The following is a 25,837-nucleotide window of genomic DNA, read 5'->3' as shown; positions in this document are numbered from 1 at the left end:
GAATCCAAGGATGAAAATTGACGACCGATCCCCGCCACGTCCAGGGCGACGCCATCCGGCTTGGACGCGATGACCTGCTGCGCTGGGACGAAAGCAAGCCGCACGACTTCTACGAATCGAACCCGCTTCTCAAACGCATTCTCGCGCGCTTTCACGGCGGTGACATCGACGAAAACGCGTTCTCGGAGTTCGGCCGTCTCGTGGCCGGGCCGATCAATCTGGTCGCCTCCGAAAACGATCGCGCGCCGCACCTTCCGCACGTCGAGCGATTCGACGGGCTGGGCACGCGCATCGAGGAGATCGTCTTTTCCCCGCTCTATCACGCGGCCGGCAAGCCGGCGTACGACGCGGGGATCATCTCGTGCCTGGCCGAACCCGGAAACATCTGGTTTCAATCCGTCCTGTTTTACCTGCTCGGTCACGCGGGCGAGATGGGGCACCTTTGCCCGATCACCTGCACGTCCGGGATGGTCCGCGCGCTTCAGCAAAAAGGAAGCGCCGAACTGAAGGAACGCTGGCTGCCCGGCCTGTTGACCCCCATCTACGAGGACCGCCTGCACGGCAGCCAGTTCCTCACCGAGGTCCAGGGAGGGTCCGACGTGGGCGCCAACGCCGTCCGTGCCGTGCCCGACGGCGAAAACCCCGGCGCGTTTCGCGTGTACGGCGAAAAGTGGTTCTGCTCGGTCGCCGACGCGGCGCTGTTCCTCATCACCGCGCGCCCGGAAAACGCGCCCGAGGGCACAAGCGGCCTGGGGTGTTTCCTCGTGCCGCGCCGGCTTGACGACGGTTCGATCAACAATTTCGTCGTCCGCCGCCTGAAGGACAAGATCGGCACGCGCACGCTCGCGACCGCGGAGATCGACTTCGAGGGATCGCTCGCCTGGCCCGTCGGCGAAATCGACGAAGGCTTCCGCATCGCTGTCGGCATCGTACTCAACACCTCGCGTTTCATGAACGCGCTCGGCTGCGCCTCGTGCATGCGCCGCGCGTACGTCGAGGCCGCGAGTTACGCGCGCTACCGCAAGGCGTTCGGCCACGCCATCGCCACCTACCCGCTCGTGCGTGAGACGCTCTCGATCATGAAGTCGGAGGAGGCGGGCGCGCTCGTGACGACGTTCTTCCTCGCCGAGATCATCGACCGCATGGATCGCGGCGAAGCGTCGCGCGAGGACGAGATGCTCTATCGCGTGCTCGTCAACGCGAACAAATACTGGACGAGCATCATCGCGACGGACGTCACGCACCGTGGCGTGGAGATTCTCGGCGGCAATGGCACGATCGAGACGTTCTCGATCCTGCCGCGCCTGTACCGCGACGCGATCGTGCTGGAATCCTGGGAAGGCAGTCACAACGTGCTCTGCATGCAGGTTCTGCGCGACATCGGGCGGTTCGGCATCATCCCCGTGATCGACGCAAAAATCCGAGGCTGGCTTGCCGCCGCGGACGACGTCGAATCCGCGGCCACCGTCGCGCTGTCCGCGTGGGAGCGCACGCGCGCGGGACTGGACCGTTGCGTCGCTGATCCGGTTTACGGCCAGATGCACATCCGCCGCCACATCGAATCGATGATGGCGATCATCGAGGTTGGCCTGCTGTACGATCAGTCCGCGTGGGAGACTGGCCAGGGGCTCAACACCGAAACGGCGGTCATGGCCGATCTCCTCGCGGTGCGCCGCCTGGATCCCGCCTACCGCGCGGAGGACGACGAGCAGCACTTGTTCCGCTTCGATCGCATTCTCGCGAACGATCCGGTGCTCCACTGCTAGAAAACGACGGCCGAAAAATGAAACCGATCGATGGACCCCGGCGCGCGACGCTCCTTACCGCCGCCCTGCTTTTCACCTTCGCGCTGGCCTCCTCCAACGCCGAAAAATCCGGCGAGCCGCGCGCGCATACCGGCGTTTCCGTGCCCTTCCAGCTTTTCGACGGCGAGCCTGCCGATCGGGATTCGCCGCGCTCGCCGCTTCTTGAGGCGGGCCTTTCGGGCGATCTTTCCGCGCACGTGCTCGCGGCGCCGGAGGCCGCGGCCGAAATCGATCCGCAACGGCGCGTCAAGGCCGGCACGCACATCGAACTGGAAACGCTCGCCGCCGGCGACTGGCAGGCGATCGACGACGGCGCGGGTGGCGTTTCGTACGCGCTCGAATACCGCGTGCCGGGCGCGACGTTCCTTCGCCCGCGTTTTGCGCGCCTGCCGCGCGCCGAGGTTCTTGTTTACGGCGCGTCGGGGATTCCGCAGCGCGTCGACGCGACAAATACCTCAAGCGATCCGGCGATCTGGGGACCGATCGTCGAGGGAGAGAGCCTCGTTATCGAGGTCGTCGGCGTCGACGCGCCGCCGGATTTGTCGATCGACCGGCTGTCGGTCGGCGAGATCGCGCCGCCGCTGTCGACCGAACAGAACTGCCACCTGGACCCAAACTGCTACGCGGATTACGCGGACATCCGCAAGGCCGTCGCGCTGATGCTTTTTGAAGAGGGCTGGGGCACGTACATGTGCACCGGCAGCCTCATCGGCGATGTTCACGGAACGCAAAAGCCCTGGTTCTGGACCGCGAACCATTGCATCAACAAGCAGTCCGTCGCCGAGACGCTGGTCGCGGTGTGGAATTTCGAGACGGACGCTTGCGACGGCGTCGTCCCCGGCCTTGACGGGCTGCCGAAAAACTACGGCGCCGACCAGATCGCGAACGCCTCGGCGTCGGACTTTTCGCTGCTGCTTCTTCACGAAGACCCCCCCGCGGGCAGCGCGTTCCTCGGTTTCACGACCGACGACCTCGACCCGGGCGAAAATATCTCCGTCGTCCATCACCCGGCCGGCGCTTTCAAGCGCCTCGCCTTCGGCTACGAGGTGAGCGGGTGGGACTCGAACATGTGGTACGTCGTTTACACGGAGGCCAACACCGAGGGCGGCTCGTCGGGCTCGGCGCTGCTGAACGAGGACCGGCAGCTTGTCGGGCAGCTCATGGGCGGCACGTCGTACTGCTGGTACCGTCCGGGAAAGGATTGGTACGGCAAGTTCGGCAAGTCCTGGAATGCCGGCGCCGCCGCTCCGCTCTCCGAAACGACGACCACCACCACAACGACCACCACGACCACGACGACGATCCCGGCGACGGACGACGACGCGGACGACGATGACGCGGTCGATGACGACGGCGACGATGACGCGTTAGACGACGACGCGTTCGACGATGATTCCGCGAACGCCGACGACGACGCGTCCGACGACGATGGTTTTGGCGCGTCGGCGGATGACGACGACGATGACGGCGGCGGCGGTTGCGGCTGCGGATGATGATTGCGGGCGGCGGTTACGGCTGCGGCGCGTGACAAAAGACGTTGCGTGCTGCGCGACGTCATCCTGCGCGACGTCATCCTGAGCGAAGCGAAGGATCTGGCCGGCTCCTGCGAACGGCCACGCTGCAACCGAAAAGAGCCAGATCCTTCGGCTCGCTAAACACGCCTCAGGATGACGGCCCCGCCATGACTCGCCGCGCGTCACTTCGACACTCAATCCTCAATCCTTGATCCTCGATCCTCGTTGCGTTCGGAATGATCGGTCGATAGACTCCCCGATCCCCGCGGGCAAGCCACGCCAAAAATGCCCGCGACGCAAATGGCGAGCACGCGAACGATGAATATCCTCGATCGGACCAGGGAAAAAATCCTCCTTCTCGACGGAGCGATGGGCACCGCGATCCAGGCGCTGAAGCTCGACGAGTCCGCCTACGACGGCGCTTTCGGATGCCCGGAGATCCTTGGCCTCACCATTCCCGACAAGATTCGCGAGATCCATCGCGGTTACCTGCTCGCCGGCGCGGACATCGTCGAGACCAATACCTTCGGTTCGCACCCGCTCGTTCTGGCCGAATACGACCTTCAAGGTCGCACGGACGAGTTGACGCGCGCCGCGGTGCGCCTGGCGCGCGAGGCGGCCGAGGACGTGGGAACGCCTGATCGCCCGCGTTTCGTCGCCGGCTCCACCGGCCCCGGCACCAAGCTCGCCACGCTCGGGCAGACGACCTGGGACGCACTTTACGAGAGCTACGCGCGCCAGTTCCACGCGATGCTCGACGAGGGCGTGGACATGCTGCTCATTGAAACCTGCCAGGACCTCTTGCAGACCAAGGCCGCGCTCGCCGCCGCGTTCGATCAGATGAAGCTGACGCGCCGCGTGCCGGTGTACGTCTCCGTTACGATCGAACAGACCGGCACGCTTCTGACGGGCACGGATATGTCCGCCGTCGTCGCGATCCTCGCGCCGTTCGACATCGACATCCTGGGTATGAACTGCGCGACCGGCCCCGTGCCGATGCGCCCGCACCTCGAAACGCTCTGCAAGACGTGGCCGAAATTGACGGGCGTCTATCCCAATGCGGGCATTCCGGTGCCCGGCGCGGGCGGCGTGCGTTACCCGGAGGGGCCCGAGGAGTTCGCCGCGGCGCTCGGGCGGTTCGTGCGCGAGATGCCGATCAACATCGTCGGCGGCTGCTGCGGCACCACGCCCGCGCACATCGAACGCCTCGCGAAGGAAATCGACGGTCTCGCGCCGCTTGCGCACACGGCGAAGGCGCCCGTGGCCATCGCGAGCCTCTTTTCGCCGGTGACGATCCGCCAGGATCCGCCGCCGCTGTTTTTCGGCGAACGCGCGAACGCCACGGGCTCCAAGGCGTTTCGCGAGGCGATCCTCGCCAACAATTTTGAACAGGCGTTCGACATCCTCGCCGAGCAGGAGGAGCACGGCAGCCACGCGGCCGACCTGTCCGTCGCGTACGCGGGCAAGGACGAGTTGAGGGATATCGACATCCTCACCGCGCGCGCCTCGCGCGAATGCCGCCTGCCGCTCATGATCGACTCGAACATCGCCCGGGCGGTCGAGATCGCGCTCAAGCGATACGCCGGCCGCGCGGTCGTCAACTCGATCAACTTTGAAGATGGCGGCGAGCGCGCGAAGATCGTCGCGCCCCTCGCCCGCCGGTTCGGCGCGGCGCTCGTGTGCCTGACCATCGACGAAGACGGCATGGCGATGACCGCCGAACGCAAGGTCGCCATCGCGCGCCGCCTCGTTTCGACGTGCGTCGGGGAGTATGGGTTCCAGGAGCGCGATCTGTTTATCGATCCGCTCACCTTCACGATCGGTTCGGGCGATCCGTCGCTCGTCAACGCCGGCGTCGAGACGTTGAATGCGATCCGCGCGATCAAACGCGAATTTCCCGACGTTCACCTGCTGCTTGGTCTGTCGAACATCAGCTTTGGCCTGTCGCTCAAGAGCCGGCGCGTCCTGAACTCCGTGTTTCTCGATCTGGCGCTCAAGGCGGGGCTCGACGCGGCAATCCTGAATCCCAAGCACATCGTGTCGCTGGCGGAGATCGACGAGACCGACCGGGGGATCGCGCTCGATCTCATCAACAACCAGAGGCGCGGCGAGGCCGATCCGCTCGAGTTGTTCATCCATCACTTCGCCGGGCGCAAGGACGACGCGCGCGACGACATCGCCGCGGATCTGCCGCCTCATGACGCGCTGCGCGAGGGCATCGTCAAGGGCAAGACGCGCGCGCTCGCCGAGAACATCGACGCGCTGCTCGTGGAGCGGCCGGCCGAGACAATCCTGAACGATGTCCTCGTGCCGGCGATGAAGCACGTGGGCGATCTGTTCGGCGCGGGCGTGCTGCAACTCCCGTTCGTGCTCAAAAGCGCGGAGGCGATGAAGCGCGCGGTCGATCACCTGAAGCCGCATTTCGAAACCGCCGAGGCGACCGCCGCGAAGAAAAAACTCCTTATCGCGACCGTGCGCGGCGACGTGCACGACATCGGCAAGAACCTCGTCAACATCATCGTAACCAACAACGGATTCGACGTCGTCGATCTGGGCACGAAGGTGCCGATCAACGCGATCATGCAGGCCGCGAAGGACGTGAACGCGGACGTCATCGGCATGTCCGGCCTGCTTGTCAGCTCCGCGATGCTGATGGAAGAAAACCTGCGCGCCATGAGCGAGGCGGGCATCGACAAGCCCGTGCTTGTCGGCGGCGCGGCGCTGACGCCGGACTTCGTGCGCGAGACGCTCAAGCCCGCGTACACGACAAACGGCGTCACCTATTGCCGCGACGCGTTTTCCGGCCTTGTCGCGATGCAGCACATCGCCGAGGGGAAGACGCCGCCGGAGGACACCGCGCCGGCCTCGATTGCGCCCGACCCCGGCAAGCGCCCCGGACGGCCGATTACCGTTAAGCGCGTTGCGCCGCCGGCCGCTCCGTTTCTCGGCGCGCGCGTCGTGACGGACGTACCGCTCGAGTCGATCTTCCCGCTCGTCAACGAGATCGCGCTATTCCGCGGGCGATGGGGATACCGGCGCGGCAAGATGAGCGCCGAGGAATACGCGCGCGTCGATCGCGAGGAGGTCCGCCCGCGCTACGAGGCGCTGCAACGGCTCGTCAAGGCCGAGCGCATCTTCGAGCCGCAATTCGTGTACGGATATTTCCCGGCGCGCCGCGACGGCGACGCGGTGATCGTGCCGTCAAACGGCGACGCGTTGCGCTTCGAATTCCCGAGGCGCGCGGTGGTGCCGGAGATTTGCATCGCGGATTTCGTGCGCGAGGACGCGGATGTCGTCGGATTTTTCGTGGTGTCGCTGGGCGGCGGCGTCGCCGAGCGCGAGCACAAGGAATTCGCGAGCGCGGAGTTTCTGGACTACTTCCTTTTGCACGGCCTCGCGGTGGAGATGACCGATGCGCTCGCCGAATATGCGCATGAGCAGATGCGCCAGGAGTGGGGCGTCGGCGAGGAAAAACGCCTTTCGCCGCAACAGCTCATCACGCAGCAATACCATGGCGGGCGCTACGCGTTCGGCTATCCCGCGTGCCCGAACCTCGCGGACAACGAGAAGATATTCCGCCTGCTCGATCCCGCGCGCATCGGCGTGAGCCTCGCGGAAGGCCATCAAATGGTGCCGGAGTTTTCGACGTCCGCGATCGTGCTGCATCACCCGCAGGCGAAATATTTCGCGGCGTAAGGCCCGTTCACTGACGGTCGCGGCTTCGACGCGCTCGGCTCAGCTCGACGTCGCGAGCCTCAACCGCTCCCAGCGCATGATCCAACGCCTGGCTTTTCGGGTCGAAAGGAGAAACGCGGCCGACGACAACGCGCGCGCGGGCGGCTTGTAGCGGCAACGATGGCACGCCGCGATCTCGTCGCCCCGGCCCTCGGCGTGCATCCGGCGCAACTCCCGCAGGGGCGCGCCGTTCCAGATATCGCTGATGGACTGCGAACGGGAGTCGCCGACGGGCTCCGCATCGAAATGATGACAGCAGGCATGCACGCGCCCGTCGGCGCGGATGTGCAGTGGGCCTCTCCACAGAACCGGGCACGGCTGCGTTCGCGGCTCGCGAGGGACGTCCGTCGCGAGCACCTCGTCGTGCTTGAAGCGTACCGTGTCCACGCCCGCCTTCCGCCAGTAGTCGTTGAACGATGGGATTTCGCCGCGATTGGCGGGCATCACAACCATTTGCGCCGCCGTGTGCACGGGCCGGCCCCGGCTCGCGTTCTCTTTCTCGAAGTCCTCGATGTTGCGCAACACCGTCGGAAGCTTGCCGCCGGGGCGGAGTTTCTCGTACGTGTCGGGATCGAGCGAGTCCACCGAATAGACGAGGAAGCGCAGACCCGCGTCGATCAACTCGGCCGAACGCGATCGCGTGAGCGGCATGGCGTTCGTGGACAACTGAACGTTGAGCCCCGCGTTGGCCGCCGATCGGACGCGATCGACGATCGCCTTGTCCTGCAGCGGCTCGCCAAGTCCGTAGAGCAGAACGTGATCGGCTTTACCGGCGAGTTGACCGATGATGTTCTCGTAGACATCCGTCGCCATGTCGATCGGCGTCGTCGTGTCGCGTTCACGCAGGCACATCGGACAATCCAGCGAGCATTTGCTGGTGGTCTCGATGGTCACCGCCGGCGGGAACGGATTGGCCGTCTCCTTGCCGCTCCAGAAATTCCACGCCGCGCGCAAGCGGCGCGACAGGCGCATCGCGTCGCCGGGGCGCTCGCGATTTTGCACGCCAAGGCCAACGGCACGCGCGGCCGAGGCGACATGGCGGTTCTGCCGGGCGTTCAGCGTACGGCTTGCGTCGTTGGCCGCCATCAGGTTGCCGAAACGCCGCCACGTCACGCCGAAGCCGTCGGTCAGCATCCCGCCGTACAGGCGGCGGAAGAACTGCCGCTCGACATGCGTTCCGGCGATCATCTTCCGGAAGTTGCTGGGTTGAAGAAGGTCGATCAGCGCCGTGAACACAAACTTCGACGACTGGTCCTTGCCCTCGCGTTGATACGCCGGCATCCCTCGATCCTGATAGAACGAGTCCTTGACGGTATAGCCAAGCTCGCGCAGGTCCGACGCGGCCGACGTGCCGGCAATGGGGATAAAGCGCGTCTGCGCGGTGATATCCGCGACCGAGCGCGTCTTGAGCCAGGACTTGAACGAATCCGGCCGATCTAGCGAATGGCGCACGAACAAACCGTAAACGAACACCCCGGCGTCGTGGAGGCGCTGATAGACCGTCTTATAGTCCGCGACCGTGTAACGCGCGCTCGGATCCTTGGCAAATCGCCGAAGCTCGCCGTCGTCGAGCGATTCGTAACCGACGAACGCGAAACGCAAGCCCGCGCGCCCGGCCATTTTGACGAACTCCGGCCGGCGCAGGACGGTGTCGACGCGGATGAAACACCACCACGACATGTCCAGCCCCTCGGAGAGCATCCGTTCAAACAGCACCATGTCGCGCGCCGGCTTGGCGCCGAAGTTATCGTCGCCAAACACCAGTTGACGCACGCCGAGGCGGTCGAGCGTGCGCAACTCCTCCATCAGCCGGTCGGGGCTCTTGAAGCGCTGCGAGCGATCCCAGAGGACGGATACCGAGCAGAACGTGCATGGGAAGGGACAGCCGCGTGCGGTCTCGATGGTGGCGGAGCGCCCGCGACCGGCCAGACCCAGGTTGTAGATATCCCAGTTGAGCATCGACCAGTCCGGCATCGGAAGGTCGTCCAGGTTCTGGACGAAATCCTTGGCCTCATTGTGGACGTAGCGTCCGTCGTCAACCCAGGACACGCCGGAAACCTCGCGCGGCGGCACGCCGTCCTCGATGCAATGCAGCAACTCGCGAAACGCCAGTTCGCCCTCGCCGCGCACGATGTAATCGACGCCGCGCCGAAGCCATTCCTCCGCGTACAGCGAGGAATGATGACCGCCAAGAATAACGCGGACTCGCGGGTTGGCCTTCTTCAAGCGCCGGATGGCGAGTTCGGTATTGAGCGAGGTCACCGGCGAAACCACGCCCATCGCGACCACGTCCGCCTGCGCCGCGCGTTCGAGCCAGCGATCGGGGTGGATCGGCTCGAACAGGCCATCAAGGAATTCCGGCCGATATTCGGCCGCGGCGCCCGCGAGTTGCGGATACGTCGCGGCCGCGACGGGGAAGATGTGCTTCATGAAATCGTTCGAGAACGGCCAGCTTCGATAGAAATTCCCCGGTTTCGCCAGAAGCACCTTCAGGCGCGTTGATCCGTTAGCGCTCGGCGACCGCCCGCGGGAGATGCGACGGGGCGAGGCGCCCGGAGCGGTATCGGTGGCAACGAGGGGAGCAGCCACGGTCGGTCCGTTCAAGAGATTGCCGCGGGCGCCGACCGGCGCCAAAGAAACGTGCCGGACAGCCTACGGCACAGATCGCGGAATTGGCCCGCGCCGAAGACCGCCTTAAGCAGCGTCACAAACCGGCGGCCGCGCAAGTAAAAACCCAGATACGCCAGCATCTGCGCCCGCTTGAGCTGCGTCGGGGTCATGTCGGGCAGCGGCAGGCTGGGGGCGTCGTATTGAAACGTCTCCCAGATATCCGGCGCGAGCCGGCCGTCCTGAACCAGAAGCTTCGTCACGGCGGTGCCGGGCAGAGGCGTGAACAGGAAGAAAAACGCAAAATCCAGTTCCGAGCGGCGCGCGAACTTGCGAGTCAGTTGGATCGATTCCGCGTTCTGCGTCGGATAGCCGAGAATGAAATAGCCATTCACGCGGATTTTGGTGTGCGTCTTGATTTCGCGGATGCGCTTGGCTTGATCGTCGATGTAAGTGCCCTTTTTCATCTCCTTCAGCACCGTCTGGTCCGCGGACTCGATGGCGACGCTGATGGCGTGGCAGCCGCTTTGCTCCATCAATTTGTACGTCTCCAGGTCGAGCCCGTCGAGACGCACGCCGGTGGCCAGGCCGTCCCAGCGGACCGGCAGTTTGCGGTCGATGAGGGTCCGGCAGAAATCCTGAACGTGATGCTTGCGCACGGAAAAGTTTTCGTCCTGGATGCTGACCGATTCCACGCCGTACTTCCGATGGAGAAACTCGATTTCGTCCACCACGCGCATGGAATCCCGATAGCGCATCCCCCGCCCGGCGACGCGGAACCCGGCGCAATAGGTGCAGCGGTAGGGACAGCCGCGCGTCGTGGTCAAGGGGGTCATCGCGGCGTTGCGTAATGGCGTTTTATGCTTGAGATATTCACGGACTGGCAGGTCGTCCCAGGGCGGCGCGTCCAGATCGTTGATGTCCTCGACAAGGGCCGTCGGATTGGCGACGACTTCGCCGTTTCGGCGAAAAACGAGCCCGGGCACTTTCTCCAGATCGGCCGTGGCGGCGCCATTCTCGATCGCCGTCGCAAACATCGGAAAACCGATTTCGCCTTCACTTGCGAAACCGTAGTCCATCTCCGGAATATTATCGAAAACGTCCTGGACGACCGCGGACGGGTGATGACCGCCGCCGACGGTCACGACGTGCGGATCCAGCGCCTTGACCGCGCGGACGAACGCCCGCCATTCGCGGATCTGGTGCGTGAACAGCTTGGCGCCCAGAATCCACGGTCCGCGGCGGCCGAAACGCTCGACGAGCCCCTGCGCGCCCAGCGGTTCCAACATGTTGTCCACGTAATGGGATTCGTGCCCGCCGCGTTTCAGCGACTGGTGCAGGTAGGCGAGCCCCAGATCGGCCGCCACCGGAAATGTCCGGGCCGCTTGAATTCCCATTCGCCACAGAACGACACGCATTTTAAAATCCTCTTGGCGTCCAGGCACCCTATCACGGAATTGGCGCGTTCTGATTGTTATGCATCCAACGATCGCTTCAATATTCGCGTCCGGCCCCCCGCCCCGTTTTCGTCGAAAATTCGGCGATCTGCATCGATATCGTCGCCGAGCCGGCAAACGCTTTTCAAAGTAGCGACGATGCGCTTTGGGCGTCAAGGTTTGCGCGAAAAAACCTCGGAACGTGCATCTCCCTGATTTTGTGCCCCGATGTCCGGATTTTTCGCCCCGCGCGTCCACGCCCCGTACGCCTGTTCCGCCCCGTCGCGATTTCTCGTATCGTTGACAGCCGGTTTTCGCGGCCTGTTTCCGCGACGTTGGTTATCAAGCAAGGATCTATGACCCGACCGACCCTGCAAGAGCTGATCGCCGACCGCGTCGTCATTTTCGATGGCGCGATGGGCACCGAGCTTTATCGGCGGCATCAGTTCGTCAACGTCTGTTACGACGAGCTCTGCCTCGCGAAGCCGCAGCTCGTGCGCGAAATCCATCGTGAAAACAAGCGGGCCGGCGCGGACGTGCTGACGACCAACAGCTTCGGCGCGAACCGCTACAAGCTTGTCGGTTACCTGCTCGCCGACCGCGTCACCGAGATCGCGCGCGCGGCAGCCCGGCTTGCGCGGGCGGAGGCGGAGGACGACCTGCTTGTCGCCGGATCGATCGGGCCGCTTGGCCGGCCGGTGGGCGACGGCGACGGCGGCGGCGTCCAGACGGAGGAAGCCGTCTCCGCGTTCGCCGAGGCCATCATAGGCCTGAAGGAAGGCGGCGCGGATTTTGTCGTCTTCGAAAGCTTTTCGCGGCGCGACGACCTGATCGCGGCCATCCGCGCGGCGGCGCTTGTCGACATGCCGTACATACCGAGCATGGTGTTCGGCGATCGCAACCTCACGCGCGCGGGCGAATCGCTTGACGATTTCTACGCGCCGTTTCCCGATGACCTGCCCGCCCCGTTGATGCTTGGATTCAACTGCGGCGTCGGGCCCAGCACGATGCTCGAATATCTGGAGTCGTATATACCCTCCGCGCCGTATCCCGTGCTGTTGCAGCCGAACGCCGGATTTCCGCGCGTGATCAGCGACCGCATGATTTACATGACGAGCCCGGAATACTTCGCGACGATCTCGCGGCAGTTCGTCAACCTCGGCGCGCGCGCCATCGGCGGATGTTGCGGGACGGGGCCCGAACACATCCGGGAACTGGTGCAGGGCGTGAAGTCGATCCACAAGCGCTACATCGTCGTCGAGGACGCGGTGCGCGAGGGCGTCGAGCTCGTCGAGCCGAAACCCCTCGCTGGGCGCACGAAGTTCGCCGGCAAACTCGCTCGGGGCGAGATGGTGACGACCATCGAAATCCTCCCGCCGATGGGATGGGATCTCACAAGGACGATCGAGAAGTGCGCCGTCTGCCACGAAGCCGGCATCGACGCGATCAACATCCCCGACGGCCCGCGCGCGTCCTGCCGCATCAGCCCGATGGTGACCGCGCAGGAGATTCAGCGACAGGTCGGCATCGAGGTCGTGCTGCACGTCACCTGCCGCGACCGCAACATCATCGGCATGCAGTCGGATCTGCTCGGCTGCGCCGCCGCCGGCGTGAACAATCTGCTCATCATCACCGGCGATCCGCCCAAGCTCGGCGACTACCCGCACGCGACCGCCGTGTTCGATATCGATTCGATCGGGCTGACGCGCATCGCCTCGCGCCTGAATCACGGCGTGGACATTGGCGGGCAGCGCGTCGATCCGCCGACGGCGTTTCTCATCGGGGTGGGAGTCGATCCCACGCACCTCGACCAGCAGCGGGAGATTTCGCGATTCACGCAGAAGGTCGAGGCCGGGGCCGAGTTCGCGACGACGCAGCCCGTGTACGACGTCGATGCGCTGCTTCGCTTCCTCGAGCACATCAAGCCGCTTGGCATCCCGGTCATCGCGGGCATCTGGCCGCTGGCGTCGCTGCGCAACGCGGAGTTTCTGAACAACGAGGTGCCGGGCGTGAACATTCCCGACGCGATCATGAAGCGCATGGCGGGCGCGGCGGACAAGGAAGCCGCGCGCCAGGAGGGCATCGCCATCGCGCGCGAGACCTTCGCGGCGGTGCGCGATCACGTGGACGGCATTCAGATCAGCGCGCCGTTCGGCAATGTCAAAACGGCGCTCGCGGTGCTGGAATGACGGACGAGGAGAATCGCATGCAGCAATACGTCTGCACGAGTTGCGGCTACGTCTACGACCCGGCCGTCGGCGACCCGGAGGGCAACATCCCCCCCGGCACGCCCTTCGAGGAGATACCCGACGACTGGGTCTGCCCGATCTGCTATGCTACGAAAGACATGTTCGACCCGTATTAGTTCCGACGACGATGCGCCGTCGCGAACTCGATTCGACATCCAGGATTGGTCAGAGCGACGTCATCCTGAGCGAAGCGAAGGATCTGGCCGGCTCCTGCAGACGGCCACGCGCTAACCGGTTCGCTGCCAGATCCTTCGGCCCCGCTCGGAGCGGCGCCTCAGGATGACAACGCCTGCGATGACCTTCCAGCCTTTCCGTCTTTTAGCCTTCCAGACTATTCGTAGCCTTCAGATGCTTCATTTGCATCTTCCGTAGCCGCTTGCCGACCGGCTGGTAAATCGCGCGCAGGACGAAATTCGGCGTCACGTAGCTCATCGCGTAGCCGACCTTCGCGAACCCGCTCGTCAGCACGCGCGCGCGTCCGCGTTCGAACGCGCGGATCGCCACGCGTGCGCAATCGGCCGCCGATTGCTCGATGAATTTCGGCGTGTTCATGCCGGTGAAATTGCCGATTTGGTCGATGAATTCCGTCGCCGTCGGGCCGGGGCAGACGTGCGTCGCGACGACGCCCGTCCCCGCGAGATCGCCGGCAAGCGCTTCGGTGAAGCCGGAGACGAAGTGCTTCGTGCCGATGTAACCGGAAAATCCGGGGTTGAAGACGAGACCGTAGGTCGAGCTGACATTCATCACGCCGCCGCGCCCGCGCGCGACCATCGGGCGCACGAGACGGTGCGTCAGATACGCGAGAACAACGACGTTGAGCCGCAACATGCGCTCGGTCTTGTGCCAGTCGGCGAGATCGAAGACGCCGAAGTCGCCGAAACCCGCGTTATTGATGAGGACGTCGATCGGCGGCGCGGACGATTCGAGTTCGTCGAGAAGGCCGCGCGCCGCGTCGAGGTCGGACAGATCGCACGAACGCACCAGCACCTTGCACTCCGGCCGCGCGGCGGTGATCTGCGCGGCGAGCGCGTCCATCGCCTCCTTACGCCGCGCGACGAGAATCAGCGTCCCGGCGCGCGTGCCGAGCTGCTGCGCGAACTCGGCGCCGATGCCGGCGGACGCGCCGGTGATGAGAATGGTGGCGTTGTCGATCGGCGGTTTCATCGGTCCCTCCGCTTAGGGTTTTTTCAGCAGCGAATTGAAGCGAGCGAGATTTTTCACCCCGCCCTCGATCTTCACGTCGCCGGTTAGAAGATTCGTCGCCGCGCCAAGCGGCGTCAGCAGAAATTCCTTGAAGTCGCGCTCCGTCGCCACGATGCGCAGATCGGGACTTTCCGCGCGGCGCGGCGCGACCTCGCCGACCCCCTTGCGGAGGACAAACGTGTAACTCTCGCCGGTGTTGCTGATGTCGATACCGAGAACGAAATCCGCGCCGACCGCCTTGTCCGTCAAGCGCTCGGGAAACGTGCCGATGATGGTCGCCAGCGGCACCTGCGCGATCGTTTCGGGCGCGATGACCGGGCGCGGCGGCGGCGCCCACGCGCCGGCAAGCTCGGCCGCGCTCGTCAGGTAGTAGCCGCGCGCATTCATGTTCGGTGTTGCGCGGCCGATCTCCTCCATCATGCGCGAGGCAAGTTCGCGCGCCTCGTCGTCGCCCGCATTGGTGTCCAGAAGCATCGACGCCAGTTCGAGCGCCGCCTGGCGATCACCCTCGCCCGCCAGTTCGTTTGCGCGCGCGACAATCCTATCGCGCCCCGCGAGCGGCACGAGAATGTCCGCGCGCCGTCGCGGCGACAGCGGCGAAAGATTTTGCGCGCGGCCGTCAAACCACCCGAAGTAGCCCGCGTAGACGCCGCGCACGGACCACGCGACGGTGCCGTAAACCTCTTGCAGCCACGGATGCGCCGCGAGGTGCGTCGGCAGCCGGATCGCCACGGCCATCTCGTCCGGCGTGGCGCCGTCGTTGGCCATATTCACCACGCTGTTGTGAACGTGTGCGATCGCGTCGCGATACGCGGTCAGCGTTTTCATCACCGAATCGGCGCCGGAAATCGGGCTGGTGTGACTCGGCACCAGATATTCCGGCGCGCGCGCGCGCATGGCGTCGAGCGAGGCGATCCACTCGCGCACCGGGCGCGGCGGCACGCCGCGCGGCGCGTAGAGATTCGGAAACGCCGCGTAGATATTGTCGCCCGGCAACAGGACGCGCTCGCCCGGCAGCCACACGAAAAGCTGATCGTGCGTTTCGCCGGGCGCGGCCATAAGCTCGAACGTCACGCCACCAATCTCAAAGCGCGTTTCGCCCTCAAACGTTTTGGTCGGATACAGGACCGGCGGCACCGGACCGTCGTCCAGGCGCAGCCGCGCACCGATCGCGTTCGACACCATCAGCTTCTCCGGCAGACCCTCGCCAAACTGATGCGCGCCGCGCATGCGAAGCGCGGTCGAAACGCTGCCGAACTGGTGCGACAGATCATGCGGCGCGCGCGCCGTCGCAAAGATCGGCGTGTCCGCATCCGCGAACGCGCTCGCACCCAGGATGTGGTCCGGGTGCGTGTGCGTGTAGATGACCGCCAGCACCGGCCCGGGCGCGATCTCGTCGAAGCGCGAGCGGATCTCCCGCGCCGCGGCAAGCGACTCCGTCGTGTCGAAAATGACCTTGCCGCCATCGACCGCGACCAGAATGCTGTTGCCGAGCGCGTAGCCGATTGCGACGTGAACGCGATCCGTGACGCGCTCGATGCGCTTGGCAAAGTGCGCTTTGGCGTGCGTAAGCGCGACGCGCGTCGCGTCGGAGGCGGATTGAGGATCGAGGATCGAAGATTGCGGGCTCGCTCCCTCGCGGTCGCGGTTCCAATCATGGGGCGTACCCGCTTCCCTCTGGCAGGCCACGATCATCGTCGCCACGGCCAACGTGAAAATTATCCTGACGCTTGGGCGCATGGCGCGAAGCTTAGGGCCACGTCGCGAAAAGGCCAACGGTGACAAGGTCGGGAATGTCTGGAGGTCGAAAAAAAACGGACAAAATCCGGAGGGTTGGAAATGACTCCCCCAACTCCCCAACTTCCCGACTCCCCAACTTCCCAACTCCCCAACTTCCCGACTCATCCGTGTTATAATGATTTTGCCGGTTCGATGGGGCCGGCGACGCTATATATGGTCGCGGTTCGGCGTAACCTACGCAACCGCTTGACGATCCGGTCGGGCGCGTGGCACAAACGGCGCGCTCGCCGCGAACAGGAAATCCATGGCCCAACAGCAATCGCTTCCCCTTGCCGAATACACCGAGGAGCACGTCAAAAGCCTCGAGTGGGACGAGCACATCCGCACCCGCCCGGGCATGTACATCGGCCGCCTCGGCGACGGTTCGCAATACGACGACGGGATCTACGTCCTCCTGAAGGAAGTGCTCGACAACAGCGTCGACGAATTCCTCATGGGCGCCGGACGCCGGATCGAGATCGAGGTCGAAAACGGTACCGTGCGCATCCGGGACTTCGGCCGCGGCATCCCGCACGGCAAGCTCGTGGAGTGCGTCGCGCGGATCAACACCGGCGCGAAATACGACAAGGGCGCCTTTTTTCGTTCGGTCGGACTCAACGGCGTCGGCACCAAGGCCGTCAACGCGCTCTCCGATCATTTTCTCGTCACGTCGTTTCGCGACGGCCAGGAAAAGAGCGCCGATTTCGCGCGCGGCAAATTGCTGAAGGAGGCGCGCCCGCGGGCGTCGAAAGAGCAAAGCGGCACGCTGATCGAGTTCACGCCCGACGCGTCGATCTTCCACGATTTCGCCTACCGGCCGGAACTCATCGAAGAGCGTCTCTGGAACTACGCGTATCTCAACCGCGGCTTGCGCATCCATTTCAACGGCAAGGTCATCCAGAGCAAGGACGGCCTGCTCGATCTGTTGAACAAGGAGGTCGGCGAGGCCGGGCTCTATCCGGTGATCTACGTCGAATCCGACACGATCGAATTCGCCCTGACGCACACCGACAACTACGGCGAATCGTACCTGTCGTTCGTCAACGGCCAATACACGCCGGACGGCGGCACGCACCAGACGGCGTTTCGCGAGGGCATCCTCAAGGGGCTGCGCGAGTTCTACAAGCGCGATATCGACGGCGCCGACGCGCGCGGCGGCATCGTCGGATCGATCCTGGTGCGCATCCACGAGCCGGTGTTTGAATCGCAGACCAAGACCAAGCTCGGCAGCCTGAACGTGACACCCGGCGGGCCGACCGTGCGTTCGTGGGTGGTCGATTTCGTTCGCGACAAGCTGGTGACGCACCTCTACAAGAACGCGGACGCGGCCAAGGCGCTCGGCGAAAAGGTCACGCGCAACGAACGCGAGCGCAAGGAGCTGGCGGGCATCAAAAAACTCGCGAACGAGCGCCAGAAAAAAGCGAACATCCACAACCGCAAGCTGCGCGATTGCAAGGTGAGCTTCACGGACGCGAATCACCCGGATCACGAGCGCACGCAGCTTTTCATCGTCGAGGGCGACAGCGCCTCGGGCAGTCTAACCAAGGCGCGCAACGTGCAGACGCAAGCCGTATTCGCGCTGAAGGGCAAGCCGCTCAACTGCTTCGGTTCCTCGCGCAAGGTCGTTTACGAAAACGAGGAGCTGAACCTTTTGCAGCACGCGCTCGGCATCGAGGACGACATCGAGAATCTGCGCTACAGCCACGTCATCATCGCGACCGACGCCGACGTGGACGGCATGCACATCCGCCTGTTGCTTCTGACGTTCTTCCTGCAATTCCACCCCGAGCTCGTTCGCAAGGGGCACGTGTACATTCTGCAGACGCCGCTGTTTCGCGTGCGCAACAAAAAGGATACGCGCTACTGCTACTCCGAAACGGAAAAGCAGGAGGCCGTGAAAGCGCTTTCCGGCAAGCCCGAGATCACGCGATTCAAGGGCCTCGGCGAGATTTCGCCGGACGAATTCGGCGGATTCATCGGCTCGGAGATTCGCCTGGAGCGCGTGGAGATTTCGCACGGCACGCCGGTGAAGGATCTGCTCTCGTATTACATGGGCAAGAACACGCCCGCCCGGCGCGACTTCATCACCGACAATCTGATTATCGAGCCGATTGACCTGGCCGGCGCGTCCGCGGACGACGCCGCCGGCTCGGCGACCGCCTGATTCGATGGCGCGCAAGAAGAAAAGCGATCCGCCGCCGCCTCCGCCGCCGACGCTCGTGCCCGATGCCGTCGAGGTCGGCGAGACCTATCGCGACTACTTTCTTCAATACGCATCGTACGTCATCACCGACCGCGCGATTCCGGACGTCGCCGACGGGCTGAAGCCCGTGCAGCGCCGTATCCTGCACTCGCTGTGGGAAAACGAGGACGGCCGCTACAACAAGGTCGCCAACATTGTCGGCCACGCGATGAAATATCATCCGCACGGCGATGCCTCGATCTTCGCCGCGCTTGTCGGCCTGGGACAAAAAGAGCTTCTCATCGACACGCAGGGCAACTGGGGCGATCCGGTCACGGGCGACGCGCCGGCCGCCGCGCGCTACATTGAGGCGCGGCTGACGAAATTCGCACTCGAGGTTGGCTTTCATCCCGATCTGACGACCTACAAGCTATCGTACGACGGGCGCAACAAGGAGCCCGTCGCGCTGCCGGTGCGGTTTCCGCTTCTGCTTGCGCTCGGCACCGAGGGCATCGCCGTCGGCCTGACGACGCGCATCCTGCCGCACAATTTCGTCGAGCTTCTCGAGGCGCAGAAAAAATATTTTCGCAAAGAGCCGTTCGAGATCTTTCCCGATTTTCCGACCGGCGGCCTCGCGGACGTTTCCGGCTACAACGACGGCGCGCCCGGTTCTCGCGTGAAGGTGCGCGCGCGGCTCGAGGACCGCGGCGGCAAGGCGATCGCCATCCGCGAGATCGCCTACGGCACGACGACCGAGGGCGTCATCGAGTCGATCGTCAACGCGGGCGACAAAGGGAAGATCAAGCTCGCGCGCATCGACGACAACACGGCCGGCGAGGTCGATATCCTCGTCTACTTCCAGCGCGGCGTGGACATGGACAAGGCGATGGACGCGCTGTACGCGTTCACCGATTGCGAGGTGACGCTCTCGCCCAACGGCATGGTGATCCGCGACGGCCGGCCGGTGTCGATGACCACATCCGAGTTGCTCATCCACAACGCGGATCAGACCCGGGAGTTGCTGCGCCGCGATCTGGAATTGCAGCGCGACGCGCTCGAAACGAAATGGCATCACAAGAGCCTCGTGCAGTTCTTCGTCGAAAACCGCATCTACCTGCGCATCGAAAAATCGAAGACGTGGGAGGCGGTGCTCTCGGAAATCGACGAGGGCCTGAAGCCGCACAGGCAAAAGCTGCGGCGCGAGGTGACACACGACGATCTGGTGATGCTCACGGAGGTGCGCATCCGCCGCATCAGCGCGTGGGACGCCGAGCGCGCCCGCGAGGAGCTCGACGCGATCGACCGGGAGCTTGCCGAGATCAACAAGCACCTGCGCAACCTGACGAAGTACGTTGTCGCATGGCTCGACCACCTCATCGAAAAATACGGCAAGGGCCGTGAGCGCAAAACGGAGCTGACCCAGTTCGAGGCCGTGCGCGCCGTCGAGGTCGCCGCGCGAACGGAAAAGCTCTACGTCGATCGCGAACACGGTTTTGTCGGCACCGATCCGAAAATCGGCGAAGAGATCGGTCCGTGCTCCAGGCTCGACAACGTCTTGACGATCAACCGCGACGGCTCGCTGAAGGTGACGAAGGTCGAGGCGCGCAGCTTTGTCGGCGAGAAAATCCTGTGGGCGCAGGTATTCGACGCCGCCGACCGCGACCGCGTTTTCAATATTGTTTACGACGATGGCCGCACGGAGAAAGGCTACGTCAAGCGATTTGCGATCGGTGGTGTTACGCGCGACAAGGACTATCCGCTCATCCCGAAATCGAAGGGCGGGCGCGTCTATTACCTATCCGACGGCGACGAGAAATTCGCGCTCGTGAAGCTGCGCAAAAAGCCGCGTATCCGGACCGAGATCCCCGTGCGCTTCGACGATTTTCTCGTGAAAGGTCGCGTCGCCGGCGGCGTGACGATCAGTAAGCACAAGATTTCGAGCGTGCAGGAAATCTCGCGAAACAAATATGCCGAGCTTGAGGGGCTGGACGCAAACGCCCTGCCGGCGCCGGCGGGTGCGGGGACGGAAGAAGACGAAGCTTGATCGCTGACCGCTGATTGCTGATTGCTGACGGCGATCAGCCCGTCCGACGCAGGCGCACCGGGTCATCGTCGCCCGCCGCTTCCTGCGTGCGATATCCGGCGAGCGCGTTCTTGCCGGCCTCGATATGTTTGAGGCGCCCGGCGATTTGGGCCGCCTGTATCTTGATGGCGTCCTGAATGGCGCGCGTGCGCTCCATCGCGGCGAATGACAGCTTGCCGACGAGTTCGTCGAGCCGAAGGATGCGCGCGCTGGGTTGCGTTTGCGTGTCGATGAGCTGCCCGGCGAGCTCGCGGTTGGCCTTTTCGAGCCGTAGCACCTCGACGAGCGTGTCGGTCACCTCGCCCTGGCATTCGACGAGCTTGTCGAAATTGTCGGCGGCCAGATACGCGTTGCCCGCCCGCGCCAATTCGTCCACTTGCGAGAGCAGACGGACCTGCGCCGCGAGTCCGCGCTCGAGCCGCGAAGTCAGGGACGTCATACGCTCACCCGCAAGCCCGGCGCGTTCGCGTCCATCGCGTGCTGCTCGACGGGCTGCCCGCCGTTTTGCGAAAGCTCCACCCATCCGTCGCGCAGGATGCCGGTGACGCGAATGGCCTCGTCGATCTTCGTCTCGTCGTTGCCGACCTGCGCCTTCATCAGGCAATCGTTGATGAAGATGTAGAGCCGGTCGAGATTTCCGGCGAGCTCCCGATTCGCCGAGAAATCGAGCGTGCTCTTGAGCTCGGAAATGATGGCCATCGCCTTGGTGATGTAATAGCCCTTTTTCGCGTGATCTTTCTCGACAAGGCGCTCGCGCGCGTGTTTCATGAAATTGATCGCGCCGTCGTAGAGCATGATGAGCAATTGCAGTCGGTTGGCCGTCTGAACGTCGTTCCTCGAATATGCCGCGACTTTCATTCCGTAGCCGTTCACCCCATCCTCCTTTTCAACGCCCGAATGATCGCGTCTGCAACGCGAGGAGCGCGTTCTGCGACGATTGTAATTGCGAGACGAGCTGCTCGAGATGCGTGAACTTCGTGCGCAGCGCCTGCTCCGTGCGCGTGAGGCTGCGCTCCTTGGTTTCGATCTGCTCCTGAAGCCCCTCGATGCCGTCCTCGATGCGTTGCTCGCGCGTGGCGATCGTCCCCGTGTTCGATTTCAGGATGTCGTTTAGCGAACGCTCGAACGACTCCATCAGCCCGACCGCGAAATTTATATTACCGTAGCTGCCCGTCGAACCGCCGGTGAACTGGATCATCATCCCCTCGACCGGGGTGCCCTCGGCGCCGATGAGAAAGTTGCCCGAATACGAATTCGCGGCGTATCCGCCGATCGTGCCGGTGACCTGCGAGCCGACGCCCGTGATCTCGACCGCGTACGATCCGCCCTGCGTCGCCGTGGTGTTGTTCAGGAAGATCACGTTCGGGTCGCTTGTCGTGCCGCGAGTCGTGAACAGTGACACCACGTCGTCGAAGTGATCCTCGAGCGCGCTCGTCAGCGTATCCGCGTTGATCGTCAGCTTGCCGCTTTGCGACGTGATACCAACCTGCGACATGCGCGTGTAGGCGCCGGTCGCGTCCGGATTGCCCTCGGCGACGAGATTCTGAAGCGACGACAAGAGCTGCGAGAACGTGACGTCCCCGCGCATGTCCGCCGTGCGCCCCTTATCGCGCAGATACGTCACCGCGTCGTTGTACGCGTCCACGAATCCCTGGATGCTGTTTTTCACCTCGGCGGCGTTGCTTTCGATCTTGATGGTGACGGGCGTCGTCGGGCTTGAGTCGTCGCGTAAAAAGAGCGTGACGCCGTCGATGAGATCGTCCACCTCGTTCGCGCTCTTGGTGACGCTGATGCCGTCGAACGTGAATTGCGCGTCCTGTGCCTGCTGGCCCGCCGTTTCGCCGGAACCGTCGGTGAAGGCCGGCGCCGTGCCGCTCCAACCCTGAAGCGAAACCGTGTGCGCGTTTTCGGTGCCCGTCTCGTCCGAAGACAGCACCAGGCGGAACGAATTGCCCGACGCGTCGTCCTGGACGATCGACGCGGTCACACCCGTGTCCGCCGCGTTGATCGCGTCGCGCAAACCCTTGATCGTGTTGTTCGAGCTCGTGATCTCGATGTCGTGATCCTCGCCGCCGATCGACAGGCGAAACGTGCCCGTGCCGATGGACGCCGAATTCGAGGCGAACGACTGGCTGACGCTGATTGCATTCGTGGCGAGCTGCGTCACCTTCATGGTGTGCGTGCCGGCTTGCGCCTCGCCGGAGGCGCTGACCGTCGCGACTTCTTCGTTGGAGCTGGTGGCGGTAAACTTCGAGAACGCGGCGGCGGTCTTTATTCCCGACACCGCGGAACGCAGCGAGTCGAGCCGGCTGCGCAGGTCCGTGTAAACGGCCAACTGCGTGTTACGCGACTTGATCTTGTTTTCGAGCCGCAATACCGGCCGCCGCTCAATCGACATCAACTGCGCGATGAGGGTATCGGTATCGAGGCCTGTCGCGAGTCCAACGCTCGACATGTCTTTCGCTCCGCCTTGACGACCTGGAGGTTTACGCCATTCCGTCCAGAAGTTTTCCCGCGGCTTCCTGCAGGCGCTTGGCGATATCCCGCAGTTCCTCGGGCGGCAACTCCCGGATGACTTCCTTCGTCTTCGGGTCCACGACCTTCACGACGACGCGCCCCAGGTCATCGTCCCGCTCGAATGTGATCATGCGATTGTCCATGTCGAGCGTGCTTTTGACCTCGGGCTTTTGCGGTTTCTCGGTGGCCTCCATGCCGGACGTTTTGCCCTCGACGGGCTCGCGGTCCTTATGGAGGGCGCCGGGATCCCTCCGCGTAGCGGCGGCGCGCTCTCCTTGCGGCTGCCTGAATGTTGGGTCGATATTCATCGTCCCTCCCGGGTTTCGAATCTTCTCCATGTGTAAGGATCGGCAAATCCGCCGCGAATCTTTATGATTCACGGTGGAATTCTGGAAAATTTCGTCTCCGGGCGTGATATGACGTAACGGCAGTTTTTTCGGAATTCTTTAACGCGATTTGTCCACAGGCGGAAAAATTTGACTGATGCGCGCAACGAAAACGAAATTCCCTTCGACGAAGCGATTTTCGAAAGGAATATCGCGGCCTTAGGGCTTTCCGACCCACTTGTGGCCAATCGCCTGGCCCGCCTGCCGCGCCCCGATCCGGCCGTCCGCGCGTTTTCGGCCCGCTCCGGCGCGATCGTTGTTTCGGCGGGGGATCGGCCTCTCGTCAGCCGATACGACCCCGAAAAGGAGGCCGCCGACGAGCTGGCCCGCGCGTTTGCGTGCGCGGGCGGTCCGACGAAGGCCACCGTTGCGTTCGGGTTTGCCGGCGCGCACCTGGCGCTCGCCGCCCTTGGCGCCGGCTGCCGAAAGGTCTACGTCTTCGAGCCGCACGCCGGCGCGCTCGCCCTCACGCTCGGGCTCGTCGATCTCGCCGAACCGCTTTCCGCCGGGCGGCTGAAGATCGCGCACGAGATCGACCACCTCTATTTTCAGGTCGCATTCCGGACGCGAATGACCCCGGATCTGGCGGTCGCCGTCGCGCCGGGGTATCGCAAGCCGTTCGCCGACCTCATTCCGGTATTTTATGCGCGCGTGGCGACGCTACTGCGCAACGCGGAACTCGAAACGCAAACCCTCGCCATGAAATCGCGCACCTGGCTGACGCATGCCTTCGCGAATCTGCCCCGTTTTCTTTCGGTCGGGCACGTCGGCCGGCTGGCGGGAAAATTCGCGGGCGTGCCGGTGGTGATCGTCGCCGCCGGGCCGAGCCTCGACCGCAACATCGACGCACTGGCGCGCATGCGCGATCGCGTCGTTGTCATCGCGGTCGGGACAGCGCTTAAAAAGCTCGCGGCGACGGACATCGTGCCTGATATCGCCGTCGCACTCGAGAGTAACGACATCCGCACGCAGTTCGAAGGCATCGACGCCCTTCCGCGCGTGTTCGGCGCGTTGGACCTCAACAGCTTTCCGCCGCTTTGGGATCTGCCGTTCGCGGGACTGTTCGGTTTCGCGGGCGGCGCGGCGGACAACGCGTGGTTTCTGGATCGGCTGGACCGCGCGAGCGCGCGCATTCCGACCGGCGGCTCGGTCGCGACCGCCGCGTTTTCCATCGCGGATGTCATGGGCGGCAATCCAATCGTGCTCATCGGGCAAGATCTGGCCTATGGCGAGAGCGGCCAGTCGCACGCCCTGGGCGCCGACGAGGCAAGCCGGTTTGATCTCGCGTCCGGCGCGCCGCAAGGTGGCGAAGCCGATCTGGCGCGCGAGGGATATTTCCGCGTGCCGGGATGGCGCGGCGGCGAGGTGCTGACCAAGACCAATCTGCGCAACTACCTCTTGTGGTTCGAGCAGTCCGTTCCGGCGGTGACCGCCGGCGGCCGGCGCGCGATCAACGCGACCGAGGGGGGCGCGCGCATCGGCGGGTTCGAGCAGGTGCCTCTGACCGACGTGCTCGGCGCGCTTGCCCCGCTTGCCTTCGATCCGCGCGAACGTCTCGCCGCGTGCGCGTCGCCGGAGCCCGCGGACGCCACGGAGCTCGTCCGCGATCTGGAGCGCGCGGAAAAGAAGGCGCGTCGCCTGCGTCTTCTCGCGGATGAACTTTGCGTGGAGTTGAAAGACGTGCTCGACCGCCTGGCGCGCGATCCGGACGCTGCGGCTGACCGCGTCGCGCGGGCGCTTCGCCGCGCGGAGCAGACCGACGTCGAGGCAACGCCGATCCTGACCGAGCTCGATCCGGTGATCGCGCCGTTTTGTCAATCCGCGGTATTCGTCGCCGAAACCGCGTACGACTACGAAGGCCTGGATGACGCCGGCCAGGCGCGCATGAACCTGCGACAGACCTGGACGCTCTACAACGGGCTGAAAATGGGCGCGAACGAGTTTCTGGAGCACGCGGCGAAGTTGCGCGCGCGGTTGCGATGACAGAGCCGCGACCGTGAGGGAGCGGGTGGTTGCGCGCCCGCACGCCGCGCGTCTTCCGGGTCCATCATGTCCATCATGTCCATTCGGTCCATTCGGGATCGGGTAACGCACGGAAACCGTTGCCTCTTCCCAGGGGCGGGCCGGCCGCGCACAACGAAAAACCCCGGAGGGGCCTCCTCCGGGGTTTTTCGTTTGAAATGTCTGTCACGAAGCCGGCGTCACGTCCTTGTGCCTTTCGGCGGCTCCTTCACCGCCGGCCCGCGACCGGGAAACGAGATTATCCGGCGAGCAGGGCCAGGGCCACGGTGGGCGTCTGGTTGGCCTGCGAGAGGACGGACACGCCGGCCTGGACCAGGAT

The 25,837-nt window shown here is 64.3% G+C and carries 16 protein-coding genes; 8 read left to right on the top strand and 8 right to left on the bottom strand.

The window, feature by feature from the left end:
* Positions 1–17: 17 nt before the first annotated feature.
* The 3 genes from K8I61_15580 to K8I61_15570 all read left to right on the top strand — a co-directional run bounded on the left by K8I61_15580 (position 18) and on the right by K8I61_15570 (position 7,015).
* Positions 18–1,766, top strand: a complete 1,749-nt coding sequence (locus tag K8I61_15580; GenBank protein MBZ0273459.1) for an acyl-CoA dehydrogenase family protein — start codon at positions 18–20, stop codon at positions 1,764–1,766.
* Positions 1,767–1,783: 17 nt separating this feature from the next.
* Positions 1,784–3,298: a serine protease gene (locus K8I61_15575; protein ID MBZ0273458.1), complete on the top strand. Its 1,515-nt coding sequence runs from the start codon at positions 1,784–1,786 to the stop codon at positions 3,296–3,298.
* Between the two features lie 321 nt (positions 3,299–3,619).
* Positions 3,620–7,015 (top strand): homocysteine S-methyltransferase family protein, encoded by a 3,396-nt coding sequence (locus K8I61_15570; protein ID MBZ0273457.1) that lies wholly within the window; start codon positions 3,620–3,622, stop codon positions 7,013–7,015.
* Positions 7,016–7,054: 39 nt separating this feature from the next.
* Here K8I61_15570 and K8I61_15565 read toward each other — a convergent pair whose 3' ends face one another.
* Positions 7,055–9,541 (bottom strand): radical SAM protein, encoded by a 2,487-nt coding sequence (locus K8I61_15565; GenBank protein ID MBZ0273456.1) that lies wholly within the window; start codon positions 9,539–9,541, stop codon positions 7,055–7,057.
* 113 nt (positions 9,542–9,654) lie between these two features.
* On the bottom strand, positions 9,655–11,028 hold the full coding sequence (locus tag K8I61_15560; GenBank protein ID MBZ0273455.1) for a B12-binding domain-containing radical SAM protein: 1,374 nt from the start codon (positions 11,026–11,028) through the stop codon (positions 9,655–9,657).
* Between the two features lie 425 nt (positions 11,029–11,453).
* On the opposite strand from K8I61_15560, the gene K8I61_15555 reads away from it, so the two are divergent.
* Both K8I61_15555 and K8I61_15550 read left to right on the top strand, forming a co-directional pair.
* A complete protein-coding gene (locus tag K8I61_15555; protein MBZ0273454.1) occupies positions 11,454–13,286 on the top strand; it encodes a bifunctional homocysteine S-methyltransferase/methylenetetrahydrofolate reductase in 1,833 nt (610 codons plus the stop codon).
* 17 nt (positions 13,287–13,303) lie between these two features.
* Complete coding sequence (locus K8I61_15550; protein ID MBZ0273453.1) at positions 13,304–13,462, top strand: rubredoxin; 159 nt, start codon at positions 13,304–13,306, stop codon at positions 13,460–13,462.
* 202 nt (positions 13,463–13,664) lie between these two features.
* Here K8I61_15550 and K8I61_15545 read toward each other — a convergent pair whose 3' ends face one another.
* Complete coding sequence (locus tag K8I61_15545) at positions 13,665–14,510, bottom strand: SDR family oxidoreductase (GenBank protein MBZ0273452.1); 846 nt, start codon at positions 14,508–14,510, stop codon at positions 13,665–13,667.
* Positions 14,511–14,522: 12 nt separating this feature from the next.
* Positions 14,523–16,259 carry an MBL fold metallo-hydrolase gene (locus K8I61_15540; GenBank protein MBZ0273451.1) on the bottom strand — a complete coding sequence of 579 codons (1,737 nt, stop codon included), beginning with the start codon at positions 16,257–16,259 and terminating at the stop codon, positions 14,523–14,525.
* A gap of 334 nt (positions 16,260–16,593) precedes the next feature.
* Between K8I61_15540 and K8I61_15535 the strand changes: the two genes are divergently transcribed.
* Positions 16,594–18,492 (top strand): type IIA DNA topoisomerase subunit B, encoded by a 1,899-nt coding sequence (locus K8I61_15535; protein MBZ0273450.1) that lies wholly within the window; start codon positions 16,594–16,596, stop codon positions 18,490–18,492.
* Positions 18,493–18,496: 4 nt separating this feature from the next.
* Complete coding sequence (locus tag K8I61_15530; GenBank protein MBZ0273449.1) at positions 18,497–20,554, top strand: DNA gyrase/topoisomerase IV subunit A; 2,058 nt, start codon at positions 18,497–18,499, stop codon at positions 20,552–20,554.
* Between the two features lie 34 nt (positions 20,555–20,588).
* On the opposite strand, the gene K8I61_15525 is transcribed toward K8I61_15530, so the two are convergent.
* From K8I61_15525 to K8I61_15510, 4 genes are read right to left on the bottom strand one after another with little or no spacing between them, the layout of a single operon-like run.
* A complete protein-coding gene (locus K8I61_15525) occupies positions 20,589–21,032 on the bottom strand; it encodes a hypothetical protein (protein MBZ0273448.1) in 444 nt (147 codons plus the stop codon).
* Positions 21,029–21,466, bottom strand: coding sequence for a flagellar export chaperone FliS (gene fliS, locus K8I61_15520; protein ID MBZ0273447.1), 438 nt, complete (start codon positions 21,464–21,466; stop codon positions 21,029–21,031). The genes K8I61_15525 and fliS overlap by 4 nt, the downstream gene beginning before the upstream one ends.
* Positions 21,467–21,479: 13 nt before the next feature.
* Positions 21,480–23,048, bottom strand: a complete 1,569-nt coding sequence (gene fliD, locus K8I61_15515) for a flagellar filament capping protein FliD (protein MBZ0273446.1) — start codon at positions 23,046–23,048, stop codon at positions 21,480–21,482.
* A 31-nt stretch (positions 23,049–23,079) separates the two neighbouring features.
* Positions 23,080–23,418: a flagellar protein FlaG gene (locus K8I61_15510; protein ID MBZ0273445.1), complete on the bottom strand. Its 339-nt coding sequence runs from the start codon at positions 23,416–23,418 to the stop codon at positions 23,080–23,082.
* Positions 23,419–23,676: 258 nt separating this feature from the next.
* Here K8I61_15510 and K8I61_15505 point away from each other — a divergent pair, with 258 nt between their 5' ends.
* Positions 23,677–25,479 carry a DUF115 domain-containing protein gene (locus K8I61_15505; protein ID MBZ0273444.1) on the top strand — a complete coding sequence of 601 codons (1,803 nt, stop codon included), beginning with the start codon at positions 23,677–23,679 and terminating at the stop codon, positions 25,477–25,479.
* The last annotated feature ends 358 nt before the right edge of the window (positions 25,480–25,837 follow it).

This window comes from bacterium (assembly GCA_019912885.1).
Classification (GTDB): domain Bacteria; phylum Lernaellota; class Lernaellaia; order JACKCT01; family JACKCT01; genus JAIOHV01.
This window is presented reverse-complemented; position numbering and strand designations above follow the sequence as displayed.

What these genes read in the sequence shown, in the direction of transcription:
- K8I61_15550 (MBZ0273453.1), top strand. Translation starts at nt 13,304, where the DNA reads ATGCAGCAATACGTCTGCACGAGTTGCGGCTACGTCTACGACCCGGCC.
- K8I61_15570 (MBZ0273457.1), top strand. Translation starts at nt 3,620, where the DNA reads ATGGCGAGCACGCGAACGATGAATATCCTCGATCGGACCAGGGAAAAA.
- K8I61_15530 (MBZ0273449.1), top strand. Translation starts at nt 18,497, where the DNA reads ATGGCGCGCAAGAAGAAAAGCGATCCGCCGCCGCCTCCGCCGCCGACG.
- K8I61_15535 (MBZ0273450.1), top strand. Translation starts at nt 16,594, where the DNA reads ATGGCCCAACAGCAATCGCTTCCCCTTGCCGAATACACCGAGGAGCAC.
- K8I61_15525 (MBZ0273448.1), bottom strand. Translation starts at nt 21,032, where the DNA reads ATGACGTCCCTGACTTCGCGGCTCGAGCGCGGACTCGCGGCGCAGGTC.
- K8I61_15575 (MBZ0273458.1), top strand. Translation starts at nt 1,784, where the DNA reads ATGAAACCGATCGATGGACCCCGGCGCGCGACGCTCCTTACCGCCGCC.
- fliD (MBZ0273446.1), bottom strand. Translation starts at nt 23,048, where the DNA reads ATGTCGAGCGTTGGACTCGCGACAGGCCTCGATACCGATACCCTCATC.
- K8I61_15555 (MBZ0273454.1), top strand. Translation starts at nt 11,454, where the DNA reads ATGACCCGACCGACCCTGCAAGAGCTGATCGCCGACCGCGTCGTCATT.
- K8I61_15545 (MBZ0273452.1), bottom strand. Translation starts at nt 14,510, where the DNA reads ATGAAACCGCCGATCGACAACGCCACCATTCTCATCACCGGCGCGTCC.
- K8I61_15510 (MBZ0273445.1), bottom strand. Translation starts at nt 23,418, where the DNA reads ATGAATATCGACCCAACATTCAGGCAGCCGCAAGGAGAGCGCGCCGCC.